Origin of the sequence: Paenibacillus taichungensis (assembly GCF_050994985.1) — a bacterium.
GTDB lineage: Bacteria > Bacillota > Bacilli > Paenibacillales > Paenibacillaceae > Paenibacillus > Paenibacillus taichungensis.
The window spans coordinates 5,534,640-5,552,584 of the sequence record NZ_CP194720.1 but is presented as its reverse complement, the minus strand read 5'-3'; the positions used below and the strand labels follow the sequence as shown (position 1 = coordinate 5,552,584).

The 17,945-nt window shown below is 47.9% G+C and carries 14 protein-coding genes and 2 riboswitches; of the genes, 12 read left to right on the top strand and 2 right to left on the bottom strand.

From position 1 onward, the window contains the following. Positions 1-153 precede the first annotated feature (153 nt). The 6 genes from ACR1R9_RS24965 (at position 154) to ACR1R9_RS24940 (ending at position 7,000) form a co-directional block, all read left to right on the top strand. Entirely contained in the window at positions 154-1,251 is a 1,098-nt protein-coding gene (locus ACR1R9_RS24965) for a phosphotransferase enzyme family protein (RefSeq protein WP_433922424.1), read from the top strand. A gap of 29 nt (positions 1,252-1,280) precedes the next feature. Then, positions 1,281-2,558 (top strand): MFS transporter, encoded by a 1,278-nt coding sequence (locus tag ACR1R9_RS24960; protein WP_326064215.1) that lies wholly within the window; start codon positions 1,281-1,283, stop codon positions 2,556-2,558. Between the two features lie 337 nt (positions 2,559-2,895). After that, a riboswitch (glycine riboswitch) is annotated at positions 2,896-3,019 on the top strand. Between the two features lie 4 nt (positions 3,020-3,023). Further along, positions 3,024-3,165: riboswitch (glycine riboswitch) on the top strand. 111 nt (positions 3,166-3,276) lie between these two features. Further along, a complete protein-coding gene (sdaAB, locus tag ACR1R9_RS24955; protein WP_076290630.1) occupies positions 3,277-3,966 on the top strand; it encodes an L-serine ammonia-lyase, iron-sulfur-dependent subunit beta in 690 nt (229 codons plus the stop codon). Beyond that, positions 3,956-4,900, top strand: a complete 945-nt coding sequence (gene sdaAA, locus ACR1R9_RS24950) for an L-serine ammonia-lyase, iron-sulfur-dependent, subunit alpha (protein ID WP_433922425.1) — start codon at positions 3,956-3,958, stop codon at positions 4,898-4,900. The genes sdaAB and sdaAA overlap by 11 nt, the downstream gene beginning before the upstream one ends. Before the next feature lie 252 nt (positions 4,901-5,152). Then, positions 5,153-6,370: a YhgE/Pip domain-containing protein gene (locus tag ACR1R9_RS24945; protein WP_433922426.1), complete on the top strand. Its 1,218-nt coding sequence runs from the start codon at positions 5,153-5,155 to the stop codon at positions 6,368-6,370. A gap of 117 nt (positions 6,371-6,487) precedes the next feature. Continuing rightward, a complete protein-coding gene (locus tag ACR1R9_RS24940; RefSeq protein ID WP_433922427.1) occupies positions 6,488-7,000 on the top strand; it encodes a helix-turn-helix transcriptional regulator in 513 nt (170 codons plus the stop codon). Between the two features lie 149 nt (positions 7,001-7,149). Here the strand turns inward: ACR1R9_RS24940 and ACR1R9_RS24935 are convergent, their stop codons facing one another. Next, complete coding sequence (locus ACR1R9_RS24935; RefSeq protein ID WP_433922428.1) at positions 7,150-8,904, bottom strand: alpha-glycosidase; 1,755 nt, start codon at positions 8,902-8,904, stop codon at positions 7,150-7,152. Between the two features lie 217 nt (positions 8,905-9,121). Between ACR1R9_RS24935 and ACR1R9_RS24930 the strand changes: the two genes are divergently transcribed. From ACR1R9_RS24930 to ACR1R9_RS24905, 6 genes are all read left to right on the top strand, one after another. Next, the gene (locus ACR1R9_RS24930; protein WP_433922429.1) at positions 9,122-9,805 is read left to right on the top strand and encodes a response regulator transcription factor; all 684 of its coding nucleotides are present in this window, start codon (positions 9,122-9,124) and stop codon (positions 9,803-9,805) included. A gap of 44 nt (positions 9,806-9,849) precedes the next feature. Continuing rightward, positions 9,850-11,334, top strand: a complete 1,485-nt coding sequence (locus ACR1R9_RS24925; protein WP_433948870.1) for a histidine kinase dimerization/phospho-acceptor domain-containing protein — start codon at positions 9,850-9,852, stop codon at positions 11,332-11,334. Positions 11,335-11,429: 95 nt separating this feature from the next. Continuing rightward, positions 11,430-12,344 carry an ABC transporter ATP-binding protein gene (locus ACR1R9_RS24920; RefSeq protein WP_099858627.1) on the top strand — a complete coding sequence of 305 codons (915 nt, stop codon included), beginning with the start codon at positions 11,430-11,432 and terminating at the stop codon, positions 12,342-12,344. After that, positions 12,341-13,057, top strand: a complete 717-nt coding sequence (locus ACR1R9_RS24915) for an ABC transporter permease (protein ID WP_326064210.1) — start codon at positions 12,341-12,343, stop codon at positions 13,055-13,057. Before ACR1R9_RS24920 ends, ACR1R9_RS24915 begins: the two co-directional genes overlap by 4 nt. A 1-nt stretch (position 13,058) precedes the next feature. Beyond that, on the top strand, positions 13,059-13,793 hold the full coding sequence (locus tag ACR1R9_RS24910) for an ABC transporter permease (protein WP_099858626.1): 735 nt from the start codon (positions 13,059-13,061) through the stop codon (positions 13,791-13,793). 270 nt (positions 13,794-14,063) lie between these two features. Beyond that, entirely contained in the window at positions 14,064-16,772 is a 2,709-nt protein-coding gene (locus ACR1R9_RS24905) for a PAS domain-containing hybrid sensor histidine kinase/response regulator (protein ID WP_175382109.1), read from the top strand. A gap of 140 nt (positions 16,773-16,912) precedes the next feature. Here ACR1R9_RS24905 and ACR1R9_RS24900 read toward each other — a convergent pair whose 3' ends face one another. After that, positions 16,913-17,866 (bottom strand): L-lactate dehydrogenase, encoded by a 954-nt coding sequence (locus ACR1R9_RS24900; RefSeq protein ID WP_064642616.1) that lies wholly within the window; start codon positions 17,864-17,866, stop codon positions 16,913-16,915. Positions 17,867-17,945: the final 79 nt, after the last annotated feature.

Sequence of the window (17,945 nt, the reverse complement as noted above, 5' to 3'; positions counted from 1 at the left end):
CGTTCGGGGGTTATGCTTTTTTACATCATTGTACATATGGAATAGTTTGCCAAAACAAAAACAATCATGCTACGATAATTTTAGACACTACCTTTAATTCGATAAGAGAAGGAGATGTGGATTATAACTACTCATAAGATTTCGCATGATACCATGGCAACTGAAATTATCTCGCATTATTCCATAGAAAAGCCTGCAATTTCCTTTATCCGACATAATGAAAATCTAACGTATCAGGTGGTTGATGAATCAACCGGAAAGAAGTATCTATTGCGAATACATAAAGCCGCTTTTGCAAGCATGACGGGAATCCAGCATACACGACCTGCACTTGAAGCGGAGATGAATCTACTTCATGAATTACGGGCTACCAGCCCATTGCGAGTGCAGATACCTGTACGCAATACATTGGATGATTGGGTCACTGTCTGTTTGGACGAAACAGGAGAAGAGATCTGTTGTACCGTTCTGGAATGGATTGAGGGCAGGGATATCAAGCAGGGAGAACATCTGACGACAGCGCAAATTCATGATTTGGGTGTACAGTTGCAGATATTGCACCAATATGGACGACGACCAACGGGAGCTCCTGAGCCACAGGTGGGTTCACTGAAGTCTGAAAGCGGGCAGCAGATGAATGACCGTGAACAGCATGCTGATAAGGCGATCGTCTCAGAGATGTATACCGATAGCGATAACCCTACCTTGAAGCAAACGGAAGTACGACCAGCCTATGGTTCGATCAAAGAGAATCTGGTCATGCTGGAGCAATTGGAGGAAGGCGTTAGACGTGGCATCTTTACTCCTAAGGATTTCGATCTGATTCGTGAGACGTTTGAGAACATTAACAGACAACTCGAAACGTATCCGCACAATGCCGAGACATGGGGAGTAATTCACGGAGATATTACCCGCGGCAATCTGTTAGTTACGGATCAGGGCATTTCCATGATTGATTTTTGTTTATACGGTTATGGCTACTATCTCTTTGATGCCGGAGGTGCGGCTACGATTTTCAATCGGGAGGAACGGGATGTCTTCCTATCGGGTTATACGGAGCAGACAGGACCACTAACGAAGCGTGATATTCGATTAATAGAAGGATTCATGCTGATTTTTACGTTCGGCTATTTTGCATTCCAGATGGAGAATGAGTCCAGGTACGAATGGATGAAAGAGCGAATGCCTCTTATATGCAGCAAATTTTGCAAACCTTATGTACAGAACGAGAGTATTTTCTATGAGTTATAATTTGTGATTTCTAGTGGGTGGGTAGCGCTATGAAGAACATTCGTGCAAAGAGAGTTGCATCGAAGGGGCAGTGTGGTGGCTGGAAGCATGCCGGATTGCTACTTAGCGGAGTGGGGATATCCAATCTGGGTGATTTCATATATATTGTGGCAATTAATCTGATGGTATTGAATATGACACAGTCTCCAGCGGCAGTCGCAGGGTTGTGGATTATCTCGCCGATTGCTTCGGTGTGCACTAAGTTTTGGTCAGGCAGCCTGATTGATCGTTATGATCAGCGGCAGTTGATGATTGGTGCCGATATGCTACGGGCGATGCTGGTGGCGATGCTGCCACTGATGTCCATTCTATGGATGATGTACGCAGTGATGTTTCTGATCAGCATGTCCTCATCTATATTTGTCCCTTCCTCTCAGGTATACATTACCCGGCTGGTACCTGCTGAACGGCGCAAGCGCTTTAATTCCCTACAAGCTTTGATCAGCTCAGGGGCATTTATTACCGGCCCGGCAGTTGCAGGAGTGATGCTGTTATATTTATCTCCGGCAGCAGCCATTTATGCCAATGCGGTTTCCTTTGCTGCTTCTGCGTTGATTCTAATGTTTCTTCCCAAACTGGGCATTGGAGAACAGAATATAGGGACGGGAAGCAGGCTGACCCCTCGGATGATTGCCCAGGATTGGAGAGCTGTACTGAGCTTCAGCCGAAAGTCGGGCTACGTGGTCGGTATATATGCCCTGTTCCAGATTATTCTGGTGGTCGGCATGTCGCTGGATGCTCAGGAAGTGGTGTTTATCCGTCAGGTGATGAACCTGCCTGAATCACAGTACGGAGCATTAATGAGTATCACCGGCATCGGTTATTTGGCAGGTTCCATGCTGGTTTGGATGTTCGCCAAACATTTGCCGGTCCGTCACATGATGGGTGGCGGTGTACTTCTGGTTGCGCTTGGTTATTTCCTGTTCGCCCGTTCATTCTCGTTTGAACTGGCGGCTGTTGCCTTTATTCTGCTCGGTCTGTGCTCCGCACTGGCGAATACCGGCCTGGTTACCTTTTATCAAAATAATATCCCTGTCGATCTGATGGGGCGAATGAGCAGTGTACTTGGACTTGTGTTAAGTGTGCTACAGGTGGCTTCCATTTTGATTGCAGGGGTAATAGCAGAGCAGTTGTCGCTTCGTATGGTATATACAGTTGTATCTGGGGTCATGCTGTTAGCTGCGTTGGGATTGTGGGTGACGAGCATGTTTCCTTCCCGAAGCAGGTATTACGATGAACCGGCGAAGCCCAAGGCGATGGTGGGGTGACAGGCAGAAATACGGCAATTCTAGTACAGAATAAAGGTTGCCTGAATACCCGAACCGTTCAGTGGAACATAACATAAATAGTATTAAACACAGATATTGGCTAATAGAAAATGAACAATGTATGCGCTTTCGAGATGAAACGCATTAACACATTCATGTGATGAAAGTTTACAGTTTGTTCGTTTATCTTGTGTATAAAATGGAAAAAAGCAAATATTCGCAAAGAAATCGTTAAGTTTGTTGACACTGATCTTCCGGTCGATTAATCTTAATGAGAAAGTATTAAAAACTTCAATTATCGTTCTGGTACAAGATCAGAATGGTTCCATACAGCGAATGATAGCGAGCGGGAGAGACCTGGGCATGTCGAGTAAAATGACAGCTGTCGGGCACCGAAGGAGCAAGCTGCTACGCACCCGGCGCAGCGGTTAATCTCTCAGGTAAATGTACCATCGTTGGACGCAACTCTGGAGAGTGCGCGAACTGCGCCACCCAAGGGGTATATGATCAAGCAGCACGGTGTGCAGGGTGACATCACCTGTGAATACAGGGATGCATCGATTCGCCGCGCTGCTTATCATGAAACTCTCAGGTATCGAGGACAGAGAGAGGGCCTAGGGCCTTCTTCTGTCCTTTTCTTATGTCATCATTCAGTAATAAAGGAACATTATGGGTGTACGTCTGGATGAAAATGACGATTATAAATGGAGGGTTTGCGATGCGTTTTAAAGACGTTTTTTCAATTATTGGTCCGTCCATGACAGGTCCATCAAGTTCACATACGGCTGGAGCGGCAAGATTGGGGCGAATTGCCCGTCAGTGGCTGGGATGCACGCCTGAACGCGCTCGATTAACTCTATACGGCTCGTTTGCTGATACGTATCAGGGGCATGGTACGGATCTTGCGTTGATCGGTGGCCTGCTTGATTATGTGACTGATGATCCACGTATACCGGATGCAGAACAATATGCAGAGGAAGCGGGTATGGAGGTAGAGTTTTTCACAAGCGGCCTGCCTGCTCCTCATCCGAATACGGTCAAGATTGAACTATGGCACGGAGACCGCCAATGTTCACTAATCGGTGCTTCCATCGGCGGTGGTAGTGTATCGGTGCATGCATTGAATGATTTTCGTGTACAGATCAGCGGAGAGTTCCCCACACTTGTACTTCGCCATTCGGACAAAGCAGGGGTGCTCGCTTCGGTAACCTCCACCATCAGTTCGTCCGGGGTGAACATCGGGTACATGCAAGTGGATCGGAAAGCCCGGGATGGTGAAGCACTGACAGCGATGGAGATGGATGGTGTGCCGAATCCTGAGATGTTGAACCGTCTGCGGTCGCTGGATCATATGCTGGACATTCGCGTGATTGATTTGAAGAGAGGGGTCGAGCCTGATGCGGTTTAAACATCTACATGAACTGAATACCATCTGTACAGCAGAGTCCAAGACCATTGCCGAGCTGATGATCGAAGAGCAGGTTCAGGAGACGAATATCCCGGAAGTGGATGTTGTGCGGCAGATGTCGGATTACTATCAGGTGATGAAGGAAGCTGTACACAAAGGGCTAACAGAAGATACAACATCACGCAGCGGCTTGACTGGCGGAGACGGCAAAAAAATGGCTGAGTACATTCGTAAAGGCGAGACTTGTTCTGGAGATGCCTCTGCACTGGCCATGGCGTATGCCCTTTGTGTATCGGAAGTGAATGCCTCGATGGGCCGGATTGTAGCCACACCGACAGCTGGCTCCTGCGGCATCATTCCGGGTGTATTTATCAGCTCCCAGGAGCGTTTTGGCTGGAGTGACGAGCATCTGGTGAACGGTCTGTTCTGTGCGGGAGCGATCGGTTATGTCATTGCCAACAACTCATTTATCTCAGGTGCCGAGGGTGGCTGTCAGGCTGAAGTGGGTTCTGCGATCGGTATGGCCGCTGGAGCCATGGTGGAGCTGCGTGGAGGGACGCCGGAGCAAGTGGTTCATGCAGTTGGCCTCGCGTTAAAAAATACACTAGGGCTCATCTGCGATCCTGTCGCAGGCCTCGTGGAAATCCCTTGCATCGTCCGTAACGGACTGGGTGCCGTAACTGCGCTGGCTGCGGCCGACATGGCGCTGGCCGGGGTACGAAGTGCCATTCCTTCTGACGAAGTCATTGATGTCATGCTGGAAGTGGGCAGTGCGATGCCGAGCAGGCACCGTGAAACGGCCCAAGGTGGGCTTGCCCAAACACCGACAGGACGGAAAATGATGGAGAAGCTTGCTAAACCAAAGGCGAAGCGTGCGGAGCCTGAGACTGAAGCTGAGTCTCCTAATGAAAATGAACCGGAAGCCAAGGCATAACGCCTTTGGCCTGAAATCAATTTTAACTTGGTGTGCCTTTTAATATAAAAAAAGGTGATGAGCTCCCATCTTGATACGAAAAGCCGATACGAATTCTTCCTGGTGAAGAAGCGTATCGGCTTTTTTTGCTTTTGCCCACAAAGAAAATAGGTATTGACGTTTATATATCGATTAGATATATTATTAACTGTCATATATCAATACGATATATAGGACGGAGAAAAAGTTATAGAACTTAAGGAGATGGATAACATGAAAAGTGTTTTTAAAACGAGTCTTCTGTTTTTGAAAAATGGAGCTACAGTAGTCGGGTTAATTACAGCCGTATTGTTCCAGGTTTTTTTTAATACCATTTGGCTTAGTGGATATGATCAGGTAAATGCACGGATGAATCAGCTTGCAGTAACTATCGTAAATGAAGATGGCGCTGCAGCGGAGCCAGTGGCAAAGTCTCTTGCAACGGGTCTTCATTTCGAGATTAAACCTTCGTCAACTATGGAAGAAGCCAGACAGATGTTAACGGACCGGGATGTATACATGATTATCGAGATTCCATCCGGTTTCATGCAGCAGGCGGGAGACTTGTCGGGTCCAGTAGCGGTGAAGTATGTGATGAATGAATCCAACGTGGCTACCGTAAAAAGTGTGATGCAAACCGTATCCGCACAAGTCACAGCGACGTTGAACCGTGAAGTACAGCAAAACAGCATTCGGGGAGTGCTGAATCAATCAGGTATGGCTGCCGATCAGGCGAATGCGATGGCAGTGGGGTTATCTTCCCGGGTGGAGGCAGAAGTGGAACGGCTGAATCCAGTTAACAATTTTGCTTTTTCCATGGTGCCAATGTTGATTGTGACAGCTACGTTTACAGGTGCAATGCTGCTTGGCATGAATCTGCAAAAGGTTTCTGGTGAACTCAGTAGCAGGGCAGGAAAATGGGAACGCTTTTGGGCGCGCAATATCATCAATGTTGGTGCTGCATTTATCGTATCGCTCGTTGGAGCAGGGATGATGCATGTTATGGGTGTATCATCAGCAGATGGATGGTGGATATTATGGCTATTTCAGTTGTTGATTACTTTATCTTTTCTATTCGTGGCGCAATTGAGCTTGCTGCTGCTTGGAAATGCTGGAGCGTGGTTAAACAGTGCCTTGTTGCCTCTGCTGATGTTGTCATCAGGAGCAACCATTCCGCGCGATGTCATGCCTGACTTCTATCAACAGATCGGTCATTATCTGCCGGCAACCTACGCGGTGGAGGGCATGATGAATCTGGTGCTTGGCGGAGATGGGATTAGTCATGATGTTCTGCTTCTCGTAGTGATTGGAGCGGCGACGTTGGTTCTGGGAGCGGTGTGCACGTGGATCAAACGCTCAGGTCCTGCACAATCCGGCATACCTTTGGAGTCCAAGTCTGCTGCGACACCTGTCGCTCTGACTGGAAACCTGCCTTCACCTGATCGTGGATAACATGGATAAAGAAAGCATCCTTTTGCCGGATAAGCCAATCCGTGAACGTCTGATGATGTTGAACGTATAAGGGAGGATGTGATACGTTAAGAGCAATTGGAAAGGAGCGGTACACCGATGAACACGCAGCATGTCATCCTCGGAATACTGCACAATCAGCCATGTTCCGGATATGAGATCAAGCAGTACTTTGAACAATATTTTTCATTTTTCTTCGATGCCAGCTTTGGCACCATTTATCCCACACTTGCGAAGATGGAAAAGTCGGGGTTATTGACCAAAGAATCCGTTAGACAGGAAGGGAAACCTGACAAAAATGTGTATACCTTAACCCCGAAAGGGTCTGCGGAGTTCAATACCTATTTGATGAGTCCCTTGGAAGCAGAGGTGTTCCGTTCTGATTTTCTGATGCGTCTGTATTTCGGAGAGCTGGCGGATGAAGATACTGTCGTAGGGTGGGTCCGGTCGGAGCTGAATCGTAAAGAATTGCTGTATGCCGAGCTGCAGCGCCAGATGAGGCAATTTGGCGAACAGATCTCACCTGCACAGCGTTTGTGTATGCAAGTGGGGCTTGTGCAATATGAGGCTACCATCCGATTGCTCAAGGAACAGCTGACCGCGCCACAGTAGCTTTCTATAGTATCCATATCCCTAAATCAATTAACGATCCATTGATAACGCCGAATAAGCGCTATACAGATCAGTAGCGGGTCTGTGAGCGCTTATTCGGCGTTGCTTGCAATACGTTGGAATTGTAAGGATACAATAAAATTAAGAAGCTACGTGATATCTGTACTTAGTACAACATATCCATATGCGGGCAGCTCAACTGCGAGGATTCCCTCTTCCTTGGCTGTACGATAATTCTCGCCAAATAACTCCGTCCATTCCCCGGTACCCGCTTCGAGCTCGACGATAGCTGTTTCTTCCGAACGATTGAACAGGATCAGAATACGCTCCTCCTCATCCTGTCGTTCCATCACAAGCTGGCTTCCGCCTTCACGGGCCTGCAGGAATCGAATGCTGCCTTCTGCACGCAGGGCAGGATGGGCATGGCGAAGTGCAATTAGCTTTTGATAAAAGGTGAACAGCTCGCGATCCTGCTTCGTCTCATCCCACTCCATACATTTCCGACAACCGGGATCATGCTCTCCGTCCAGCCCAATCTCGTCTCCGTAATAGATGCACGGAGTACCCATATAAGTGAATTGGAACAGCGCAGCCAGTTTCATCTTCCGCTGGTCGCCCTCACATAAGGTGAGTAGCCGTGGTGTATCGTGGCTGTCCAGCAGATTGAACGCCACTTCGCTGGCTTGCAACGGATAGCGGGACAGTTGTCGACCGATCGAGTTCGCAAACTGTTCGGCGTGCATGGCATCTTTTACAAAGAAACGATTTACGGCTTCCGTAAATGGATAGTTCATCGAGGCATCGAACTGATCACCTTGCAGCCAGGAGGAGGACTCATTCCATACCTCACCCAAGATATAGGCATCCGGATTCGCAGCCTTCACTACACGGCTGAAGTCGCGCCAGAACGCATTATCCACTTCATCCGCGACATCCAGCCGCCAGCCGTCGGTACCCACTTCCTTGATCCAGTATTCGGCCACCTCTAGCAAATACGCCTTCACCTCCGGATTTTCCGTGTTCAGCTTCGGCATATGAGCTTCGAATCCAAAAGTTTCATACGTAGGAATGCCATCCTTCACGTCCAGCGGGAATTCATGCACATGGAACCAGTCCTTATATTTGGACTTCTCCCCGTTCTTCTGCACATCGACAAACGGCGCAAAGGTCTTACCAGAATGATTGAACACCGCATCCAATAGCACCCGGATTCCGCGTGCATGGCACAGCTCAACAAGCCGTTTAACCGTATCTGCATCACCAAAATGACGATCTACTCGCAGATAATCTTCGGTATCGTATTTGTGATTGGTTGTTGCCTCGAAGATCGGTGTAAAATAAATGGCATTAATGCCTAACTCTTCAAGGTAATCCAGATGGTCGATGACGCCCTGCAGATCACCTCCGAAGAAGTTAAACGGGGTTGGCTCACCACCCCAGGGTTCCACATGTTCTGGATTGAGGTCAGGGTTGCCATTTGCGAATCGTTCAGGGAAGATCTGATAGAAGATCGCATCCTTCACCCATGCAGGCGGTGTAAATACAGCTCCGGGGTGGATATATGGAAACTGGAACATATGACCAGGATCGTCGGGTTCATGCGTTTGGAAATCCGTCTCGGTCATCCAGATCTGTTCTGTGCCGTTTTTCAGCAGGAAGGAATACTTCAGCCGATGATACGGTGGTTTTACTTGCCCCTCATAATAATCGAACATGGAATCGGATGTATATTTGGTTAAAGGAACCAGCTCTTTGGTGCGATCCCAGGCGTATTTGTCGCCAGTCAGGGCATATACCTCGGTGAGATCATTCTTTTTGGCACGCAAACGCAGACGAATGGTATCCTTATCGCAGGCGTAGGCCCAGTTCCGTTTCGGTTGATGAAAGATGGCTTCCAACAGCATAATGAATTTCCTCCCGTCGTATACACATGTATTATGTGAGCAAGTCGCAGCATTCGATGCAGAATTATGCGAAGCGGATGATTAAGGTATAATTTAAAATAAAAGGATATCAATGGCCGTGTGATCATCATTCGTACATTTTATATAAACAAGATACTTCATTATGTTTCAAATATATAATTAACCCAAAGGGTGCAGAAAGGAAACGAATGCGCGCATGAAAACGAAACTGTTATACATTGAAGACGATACGGAAATTGCTACATGGGTTAGGGCCGACTTGGAGGAGCGCGGATATGAAGTGGTATGGCTCGGAAGTGGTGAAGGTGCGGCTGAGGCTGCCGGGGGTTGTTCGTTGGTTATTCTGGATGTCATGCTGCCGGGGCTGGATGGATTTACGGTAGGACAGCGACTCAAAAAGGAACATCCTGAAGTACCCATTGTCATGCTTTCGGCCAGAACGTCCATTGACGATAAGCTGCATGGGCTTGATTTTGCCGATGATTATGTAACCAAGCCATTTCATCCCGATGAACTCGCCGCACGGATTGAAGTCCAGCTTCGAAAAGCAGGAACTGCAATCTCGGCCGATACTGTGGTAAAACTGGACCACTTGTCCATCTACGAGAAGGATCACCGGATCGTGAATGAGGAGACGAGGGAAGAAATTATTTTATCAGGCAAACAGTTTCATATCTTCGCCTACCTGCTCAGGCATATGGGCATGATTCGAACCAAGGAACAGATCTACGAAGCCGTTTGGAACGAGCCTTATCTGGATGGGGACAAGACATTAATGGTACATATTCGGCATCTGCGCGAGAAGCTGGAGCGTGATCCGGCGAACCCAACTATCATTCAAACCGTTCGCGGTGTTGGGTATCGTGTGAAGAAGCCATGAGCAAAAAAGCGACGATGCGCGATCCATCCGATAGGAATAGGGTAGTGAAACGTAGCCTTACAGGCAAACGGAAAATGCGTTTTGGACGGACCCTGATGTCCCGGTATATCCTCTTGATCTTGGCAGCGGTTTTGTTTGTACCGGTCGTTCTCCCCATTACATCCATCATCTATGTGGTGGTGGTGAACAATACAAATAAAGAAAATACGGCACCTTATGGCGATAGCACGAAAATTAGCAACCTGTGGACCCGGGAATCCGAGAAGCTGGATGGGGCGACATCTGAAAAAATCAAACAACGTATGGAACAGCTGCACCGTAAATATCCCAAATCTTCGATGTACCGTGTGGACCAAAACGGTGAAACGGCATTTATTCTCGCTGGAGAGGATGTTGATGTGTCTGAAACCACCGTGGATGGAACAACAATGACAACATTGAAGTGGACGTTGAATCATCAGAGAACAGAGACCCAGATTCCAGCGATATGGAATTCAAACACTACCCTGGAATTTATGAAGCAAGCGTCCTATCGTGATCCGCTAACGGTGGTTTCTTTTGTAGGGGGAGATAGCGAAAACAAGGGACAAGGCTTTATGGTGATTGAGGTTCCGAGGTATCTTTTGCAAAAACCGCAGAACAACTGGCCTATGGAACTTTTGTATTTGGGTGGATTAATGATGATCATCTTCCTCTTATTTATTATCATGTCGATCCTGTTCTTTGCGCGAATTCGCAAGCGGCTCATCCGTCTCCAGACGGCGATGATCACGCCGGGCAAGGAAGGCATTCCACTTCCTGTGGAGATTCGCAGATCGGACGAGATTGGACATCTGGAGGAATCGTTCAACGAAATGGTGCATCAGTTGACAGATAGTCGTCATCGGGAGCGGGAGGAAGAGCAACTTCGCAAACGTCTTGTCGCAGGCTTATCGCATGATTTGCGTACGCCGTTGACTGTCATTCGTGGACATATGCATTCCCTTCACAAAGAACCCCTAAGCACGGCTGCGGATACTTCATTGCGTCGTATGGAAGCCAAGATGGATGACTTGAGCGGACTGATCGATAACATGTTGTCGTACAACCTGCTCACCAGCGGAAAATATACATTGAAGCTGGAACAGAAGGACGTCCTGCGAATTGTCAGAGAAACGGCAGCGGCCTGGTATCCTGTGTGGGAGAAAGAGCAGTTTGAGATTGATATTGATCTGCCGGATGAACCATTGATTTGGCAGGTGGATGAACAGGGATTGCGTCGTGTTCTCGATAACCTGTTCCAGAATGTCATCCGTCATGCAGCGAGTGGAAAATATATTGGCATATCGACAGAACAGATTCATGGGGAGAAGGCTCTTGTTATTCAGGATAGGGGACCAGGATTGCAGGAAGATTCGGATACCAAGGGAACAGGTCTGGGGTTATCTATCGTGGATCTACTGATTCGTGAGATGGGTCTGCGGAAGAGGATGGACAGTTCCGAGAACGGACTGCGGGTGTGCCTCTATAGCGGTGTGGGTGTTGGATAACCAAGGCCCTAACCTTTTTTTAAACTAAACTTAAACTTCAGCCGACTTCAGCTTTAACCTTGGAAGGTTACGATGATATCCGAGGTGATTAAACAGTGACTGACAACATTATTCAAACCGCTAACTTATGGAAAACATACCGGGACCGTGCGGCGGTCCGTGAACTTGATCTGCATATTAAAAAGGGAGATATTTATGGCTTCCTTGGTCCCAACGGCGCTGGCAAAACAACAACTATTCGTATGCTTCTTGGCTTAATTAAGCCAACCAAAGGTGTCATCCGTGTATTCGACAAGGATATCCGCAAGGATCGCATGGACATTCTGCGACGTGTAGGTTCGTTGGTTGAATATCCATCATACTATGGACATCTGAACGCGGTGGAGAATCTGGAAACCTTGCGCCGGATATTAAATGTACCCAAATCGAGGATTGCCGAAGTGCTTTCCATCGTGGATCTGACCCGGGATGCCAAACGTTCCGTAAAAGGTTACTCGCTTGGGATGAAACAGCGTCTGGGGATTGCAAGTGCCTTGTTGGGTCAGCCGGAGCTGCTGATTTTGGACGAGCCGACGAACGGTCTTGATCCAGCAGGCATCCAGGAGATCCGGGAATTAATCAAACGCATGCCGCTGGAACACGGTATCACCGTACTGGTGTCGAGCCATTTGCTGAGTGAAGTGGAACAGATGGCAAGCCGGGTTGGCATTATTCGTGAGGGGAAAATGGTCCTTCAGGATACGATCGCCAATCTGCATAGCCAGACGGGCAGCTCCATTCGACTGACGGTTTCCGAGCCGGAAGAGGCGATGAAGCTGGCAAGAGAGCAGGGACAGTTCGGTCAACGTGAAGGAGCCGCGCTCACGTTCCCGTATATGGATAATAGCGCGATTGCATTGCTAGTTCGCCGATTGGTTGAGCAGGATCACGCGGTCTATCGTGTGGAAGAGCACCGTCAATCTCTAGAAGACTTGTTCATGCGAGTCATCGGTGAGGGGGCAACGGTATGACGGGCCGTGCGTTATCGTCCGATTGGCTCAAAATTCGTGGCAAAGGTATCTGGTTTCTCGTTTTCCTGGCACCCATTGGACTAACAGCGATGCAAGCTTTGAATTTCGGGCTTCGTTTGGACTATCTGAAAGAACAGTATGGGGGTCATCTGTGGGAGAGTTTGCTGGATAATGTGGTTGTTTTTGTACCGCTTGCCTTGATGCTGGGGGCGACGATTCTCAGCTCAATGATCGCAAATGTGGAGCATGAACAGGGTTCGTGGAAGCAGCTGCTGGCGATGCCAATCACAAGACCTGCGGTCTACCTGGCCAAGTTCCTGCTCGCTTGTATGCTGCTCATCATCTCCTGTTTGTTATTAACAGCGGGAATTATTGGTCTGGGACTGGTACTTGGATTCGAGGCTGGTGAGATCCCTTGGATACATGCAATCAAGTTGGGTTTATTGCCGCTGGCTGGCGCACTTCCGGTGTTATCGCTGGAGCTATGGCTGACAATGGTAAACAAAAATCAGGCTCTTCCCGTCACGCTTGGAATTGTACTCGCAGTAATGGGGATGTTCGCACTCAGTATCTCACCGTACTTTCCGCTTGCTTGGGCACAGATGGCTTGGGCCAGCCCAACACCATTCGTGTATGTCGGTTTGGGCGTAGGTTCGGGTCTCTTGATCATGCTGCTGGGGATGGTGCACTTTAGCCGGAAGGATGTGGCCTAAGATGAGTTTTGCAACTACTTATTTTCGAATCCTATCCTCTGAGCGATTAAAAATGGGCAAATCACCTGTCTGGCTTCTGATTCTGCTTAGTCCATTGATCGCACTGCTTATCGGGCTGCTATCCACACCATCAGGTCAATGGAATGTGCTTATGGGCTCAATGGTCTTTCTGCACGGTCTGTTATTGCTGCCCATCCTGACCGGCGTATTTACGTCATTCGTCTGTCGGTTCGAGCATGCGGGTGGAGGATGGAAACAAATGCTGGTGCTGCCGCTCACCCGTACGGGCGTATATGCAGGTAAACTGACCATCGTGATCTTGCTTCTGGCAGGCACGCAATTATTGTTGCTCGGGTCCATCCTGTTGGCGGGTATGATCCAGGGCATGACGGATCCCATCCCATGGGGATTGCTTACAGGTAAGTTGCTGCTGGGGCTATTCGCTTGTGTGCCGCTCGCTGCACTACAAATGTTCGTTTCCTTGGTATGGAGCAGCTTTGCCGCACCGCTGGCATTGAATTTTGCGTTGACCGTACCGAACATTCTGATCGTGAACTCGGCTACATTTGGCCCGTATTACCCTTGGGCGCAACCGATGATTCTAATGACACCGTTTGAAGGTGGAGGTTTCGGAGCTTACAATGTTCCGCTTGGGACTATGCTGGCAGTGGTCGGGGGCAGTGCAGTTCTTTTCATTTTAATCGGAGTGTTATACTTTAGAAAAAAAGAAATTTAATTTTCTCACAAATTGGTTGTGAATAAATTCCTTTTAAGCAAACATAGACCTCAGTTATTGACGGGCTATGTCGCTTAAAGGGGATTTTTTGTCGTTTATACATGGTTTTGGTGAAGAGATTGTAAGCAAATTCGAACTGGAATCTGGTAAAATAAAAAAAGCTGTTTCTAGGAAGGCTTACATGGTTATTCGAGGGTAGGCCCATTTCGCCGGAAATTATATTTTTTGGTTGTTAGATGAAGATATAGGCTGAGAAAAGAGGGGTAAGCCTTGGATATTAATAAAACGGAAACCCTGAAGCGCATTATTTCTGAAGGAAGTTCTTACCAATCATTGTTTTTTAATCACCCAGATGCCATATATGTGATGGACATCCATGGAAATTATATTGATGCCAATCCCTCGATTGAGAGGATTTCAGGGTATACATTTGAAGAACTCCGCAACTTGAATCGAGATAGGATTTGCCCTCCCGAGAGTGAGGAGTCACGTAAAGAGTACATTCGTGAGGTACTGGCTGGACATTCAGTCAGTAAGTCGATCACGTTTTATCATAGAGACGGTTCTCTGAAACAGGCCGAGATTACGTATGTACCCATAACGGAACAAGAAGTTATCGTGGGGATATACGGTATTGCCAGAGACGTAACCGAAATCGTAGAAGTCGAACGTAAATTGCACGAAACGCAAGAGAAATATCAGATGTTGGCTGATCATGCCCAGGATCTAATCACCACAAGTTCGATGGACGGCAAGCTGCTTTATGTTTCTCCTTCCGTCTATTCATTGCTGGGCTATCGTCCGGAAGAGGTAACGGGAAAGTTCCTGAAGGATTACTGTTATCCTGAGGATTACCCTGAACTTCTGGAGATGTCGTCGAGTGGGAATGGCTGCAAGATGCGAGTGCTTCATAAGAAGGGGCACTACATCTGGATGGAAACGTTGGCAAAGCCGGTGGCCGGAGAAGAGGGCAAGAATACTCAGATCGTCAGCGTCAGCCGGGATATTACCCAGCATAAAAATGCAGAAAGACGTCTTAGAGAGAGTCGTCAACGTTATAAATCTCTCTTCGAACATAATCCGGCAGCGGTATACTCGCTGAATCTCGAAGGCAAATATACGGCAGTGAACCGCAATCTGGTCAAAATGCTGGATGTACCTCGAAGCAAATTGATCGGGCAGTCCTTTCTTTCGCATTTGGATAAATGTGAAGTGCACGGCGGGCAAGCATATTTCGAACTGGTGAAGCAGGGGAAACCCCAACATTATGAAACGCGGATCGTGAATTCCAGTGGCCGGAAGGTTGATGTGTCTATCATTAATGTTCCCATCATTGTGGACCAGGAACTCGTGGGTGTGTATGGGATTTTGTCTGATATTACGGAGCGTAAGGATTATACAGAGCAGATCCAGGAGCTTAGCAAACAGCATGCCCTGATTCTTAACTCGGTTACAGAGGGCATCTATGGACTGGACGCAGATGGCATCACCAGGTTTATGAATCCGGCTGCTGCTTCCATGTTCGGCTACGAAGCGGAAGAGTTTGTCGGCAAAAACTCGCATCCTATCATTCATCATTCACGTGCAGACGGCAGCTATTTTCCAAAAAGTGAATGCCCTATTCATATGACGGTGATGGATGGGCAGCGCCGTACAGTGAAGGAGGATGTGTTCTGGCGCAAAGATGGAACCAGCTTTCTGGTGGAATATCAGGTTACACCGATTATCGATGAAGGTCAGATTCGTGGTGCCGTTATCGTGTTCAATGATGTGACTGGTGATCGCGAAATTGTGCGCGCAAAGGAAACTGCTGAACTTGCGGCGCAGGCTAAGTCGGAATTCCTGTCCATGGTCAGTCATGAAATTCGCACACCAATGAATGGCATCGTAGGCATGACTGAATTACTCATTGGAACGGATTTATCAGAGGAACAGCGAGAATACGCCGAGATTATCCGTGAGAGCGGCGATGCACTCTTGAATATCCTGAATGACATCCTTGATTTCAGTAAATTGGAGTCCGGGAAAATGGCTCTGGCCTACGAACCGTTCTCGCTGCGCATCATGTTGGAACAGGTTGCAGAACTTTTCTCGTCTAAGGCGGAGGAGAAGCAGTTGAAGATCCGATATCGTCTCAATCCCGACATTCCTGAGTTTATGGTGGGCGATGCGATGCGTATTCGGCAAATTCTCGTCAATCTGGTGAGCAATGCCTTGAAGTTTACGGATCAGGGGAGCATTGATGTTACCGTGGATATTATTCGCGGCAGCAGACCGGAAGCGAGTGTGCTGGACTTTGCTGTGAAGGATACGGGGATCGGTATTCCAGAAGATAAGCTGGATCAGTTGTTCCAGTCATTCTCTCAACTGCATCCTGTCATTAACCGCAAATATGGCGGGACAGGTCTTGGATTGGTCATCTCGAAGCGGCTCGTAGAGATTATGGGTGGCAGTATCAGTGTAGAGAGTGAAGATGGAAAAGGATCAACCTTCCGCTTCGCCGTGCCTGCTACAAGCGTAGATGCGACTGCAGAGCAATCTGCACGTCAATTCAGCCATGATCGAACTCGCCAGGGGGACAAGGTGGCGATCCGTATTCTCGTTGCCGAGGACCACCCGGTCAACCGAAAGATTTTGACAGAGTATCTGGAGAAGCTTGGTTACCAAGCAGATGTATGTACCAATGGCGTTGAAGCGATTGAAGCCATTTCGCAAAATGCCTATGATATTGTCCTGATGGATCTTCAGATGCCTGTTATGGATGGACTCAAAGCGACAGACCTTGTACATCGATTAATTCCACAGGAGCGTATTCCAGCTATTATAGCGGTAACCGGAAATGCCAAACGTGAAGACAAGGAAGCTTGTTTGGAAATTGGGATGCGTGACTTCATCAGCAAACCAATCATGCTAAGTGAATTAAAGCGGGTATTGCAGCAATGGGGGCCAGCAGATGAACCTCAGCTTGCACCAAGCTGAAACCCGTACTCCCAAGGTGGATAAAAACAAACAAACAAACAAACAAACACAAAAATGCCAATGACACTTCTGAATCAGGAGGTTATTGGCGTTTTTGTGTTTTTAATTATTTTGTTATGGACCGTCTTTGAATGGATAGATCAAACCAGGGTAAGACGATTGATGTTGCCTGACAAAACTTCACAGGAACGCTCGAATTTCTCACGTTCAGATGCATCCAGATTCAATTCGATAATCTCCTGGATCCCATCGCCGCCAATAATGGCTGGAACACCTGCACAGACGTTGCTCTGTCCATACTCGCCATCGAGAATCGCGGAGACAGCAATGATCTTGTGTTCATCGTTGAGAATCGAACGGGTAATATGTGCGAGTGCGTTACCGATTCCGAATTGAGTGGAACCTTTACGGGTGAAAATTTCCCAACCGGCATCTTTTGTTTTGCGAGCGATATCTTCCAGGTCCAGATGTTTGAAGCGTTCCTTATGCTGCTCCATAATGTGCATAATCGGTTTACCTCCGATGGTGACATGGGACCATGCCACGAACTGGGATTCCCCATGTTCCCCTAGAGCATATCCGTGCACGCTGCGTGGATCGATGGAGAAGACTTCGGACAACAGCGTTTTGAGCCGGGAGGAATCAATAGACGTACCTGTACCGATGACTCGTTCACGCGGAAGACCGGACAGCTTCCATACCATATAAGTTACTATGTCAACCGGATTGGCCGCGACGACAAAAATCCCCCGGAATCCGCTATTCATGATGGGAACAACGATATCTTTGGCAATAGACTCCGCTTCTTCCAGAATATCCAGACGAGTCTGCCCTGGCTTCGGATTCGCTCCGGCAGTTAGGACAATGACGTCCATGCTGCCGCAATCTGCATAAGTGCCAGCATATACCTTCGTGCGGTTATGTGTGAAATCCATGCAATGGGAAAAATCCAGCGCCTGTGCAACCGCGCGATCATACGTCCGGTCAACCATCATAATTTCTCTGCATATCGATTGATTAATCATGGAATACGCACAACTTGAACCGACAAGTCCCGCCCCGATCACCGCTACTTTACCTGATTTACCTAACACTGCCGTTCAGCCCCCATTTACATTTGATTTATCCGTTCATAATGATACATATGTTAAGTATAGTCCTTTATTTTATGCG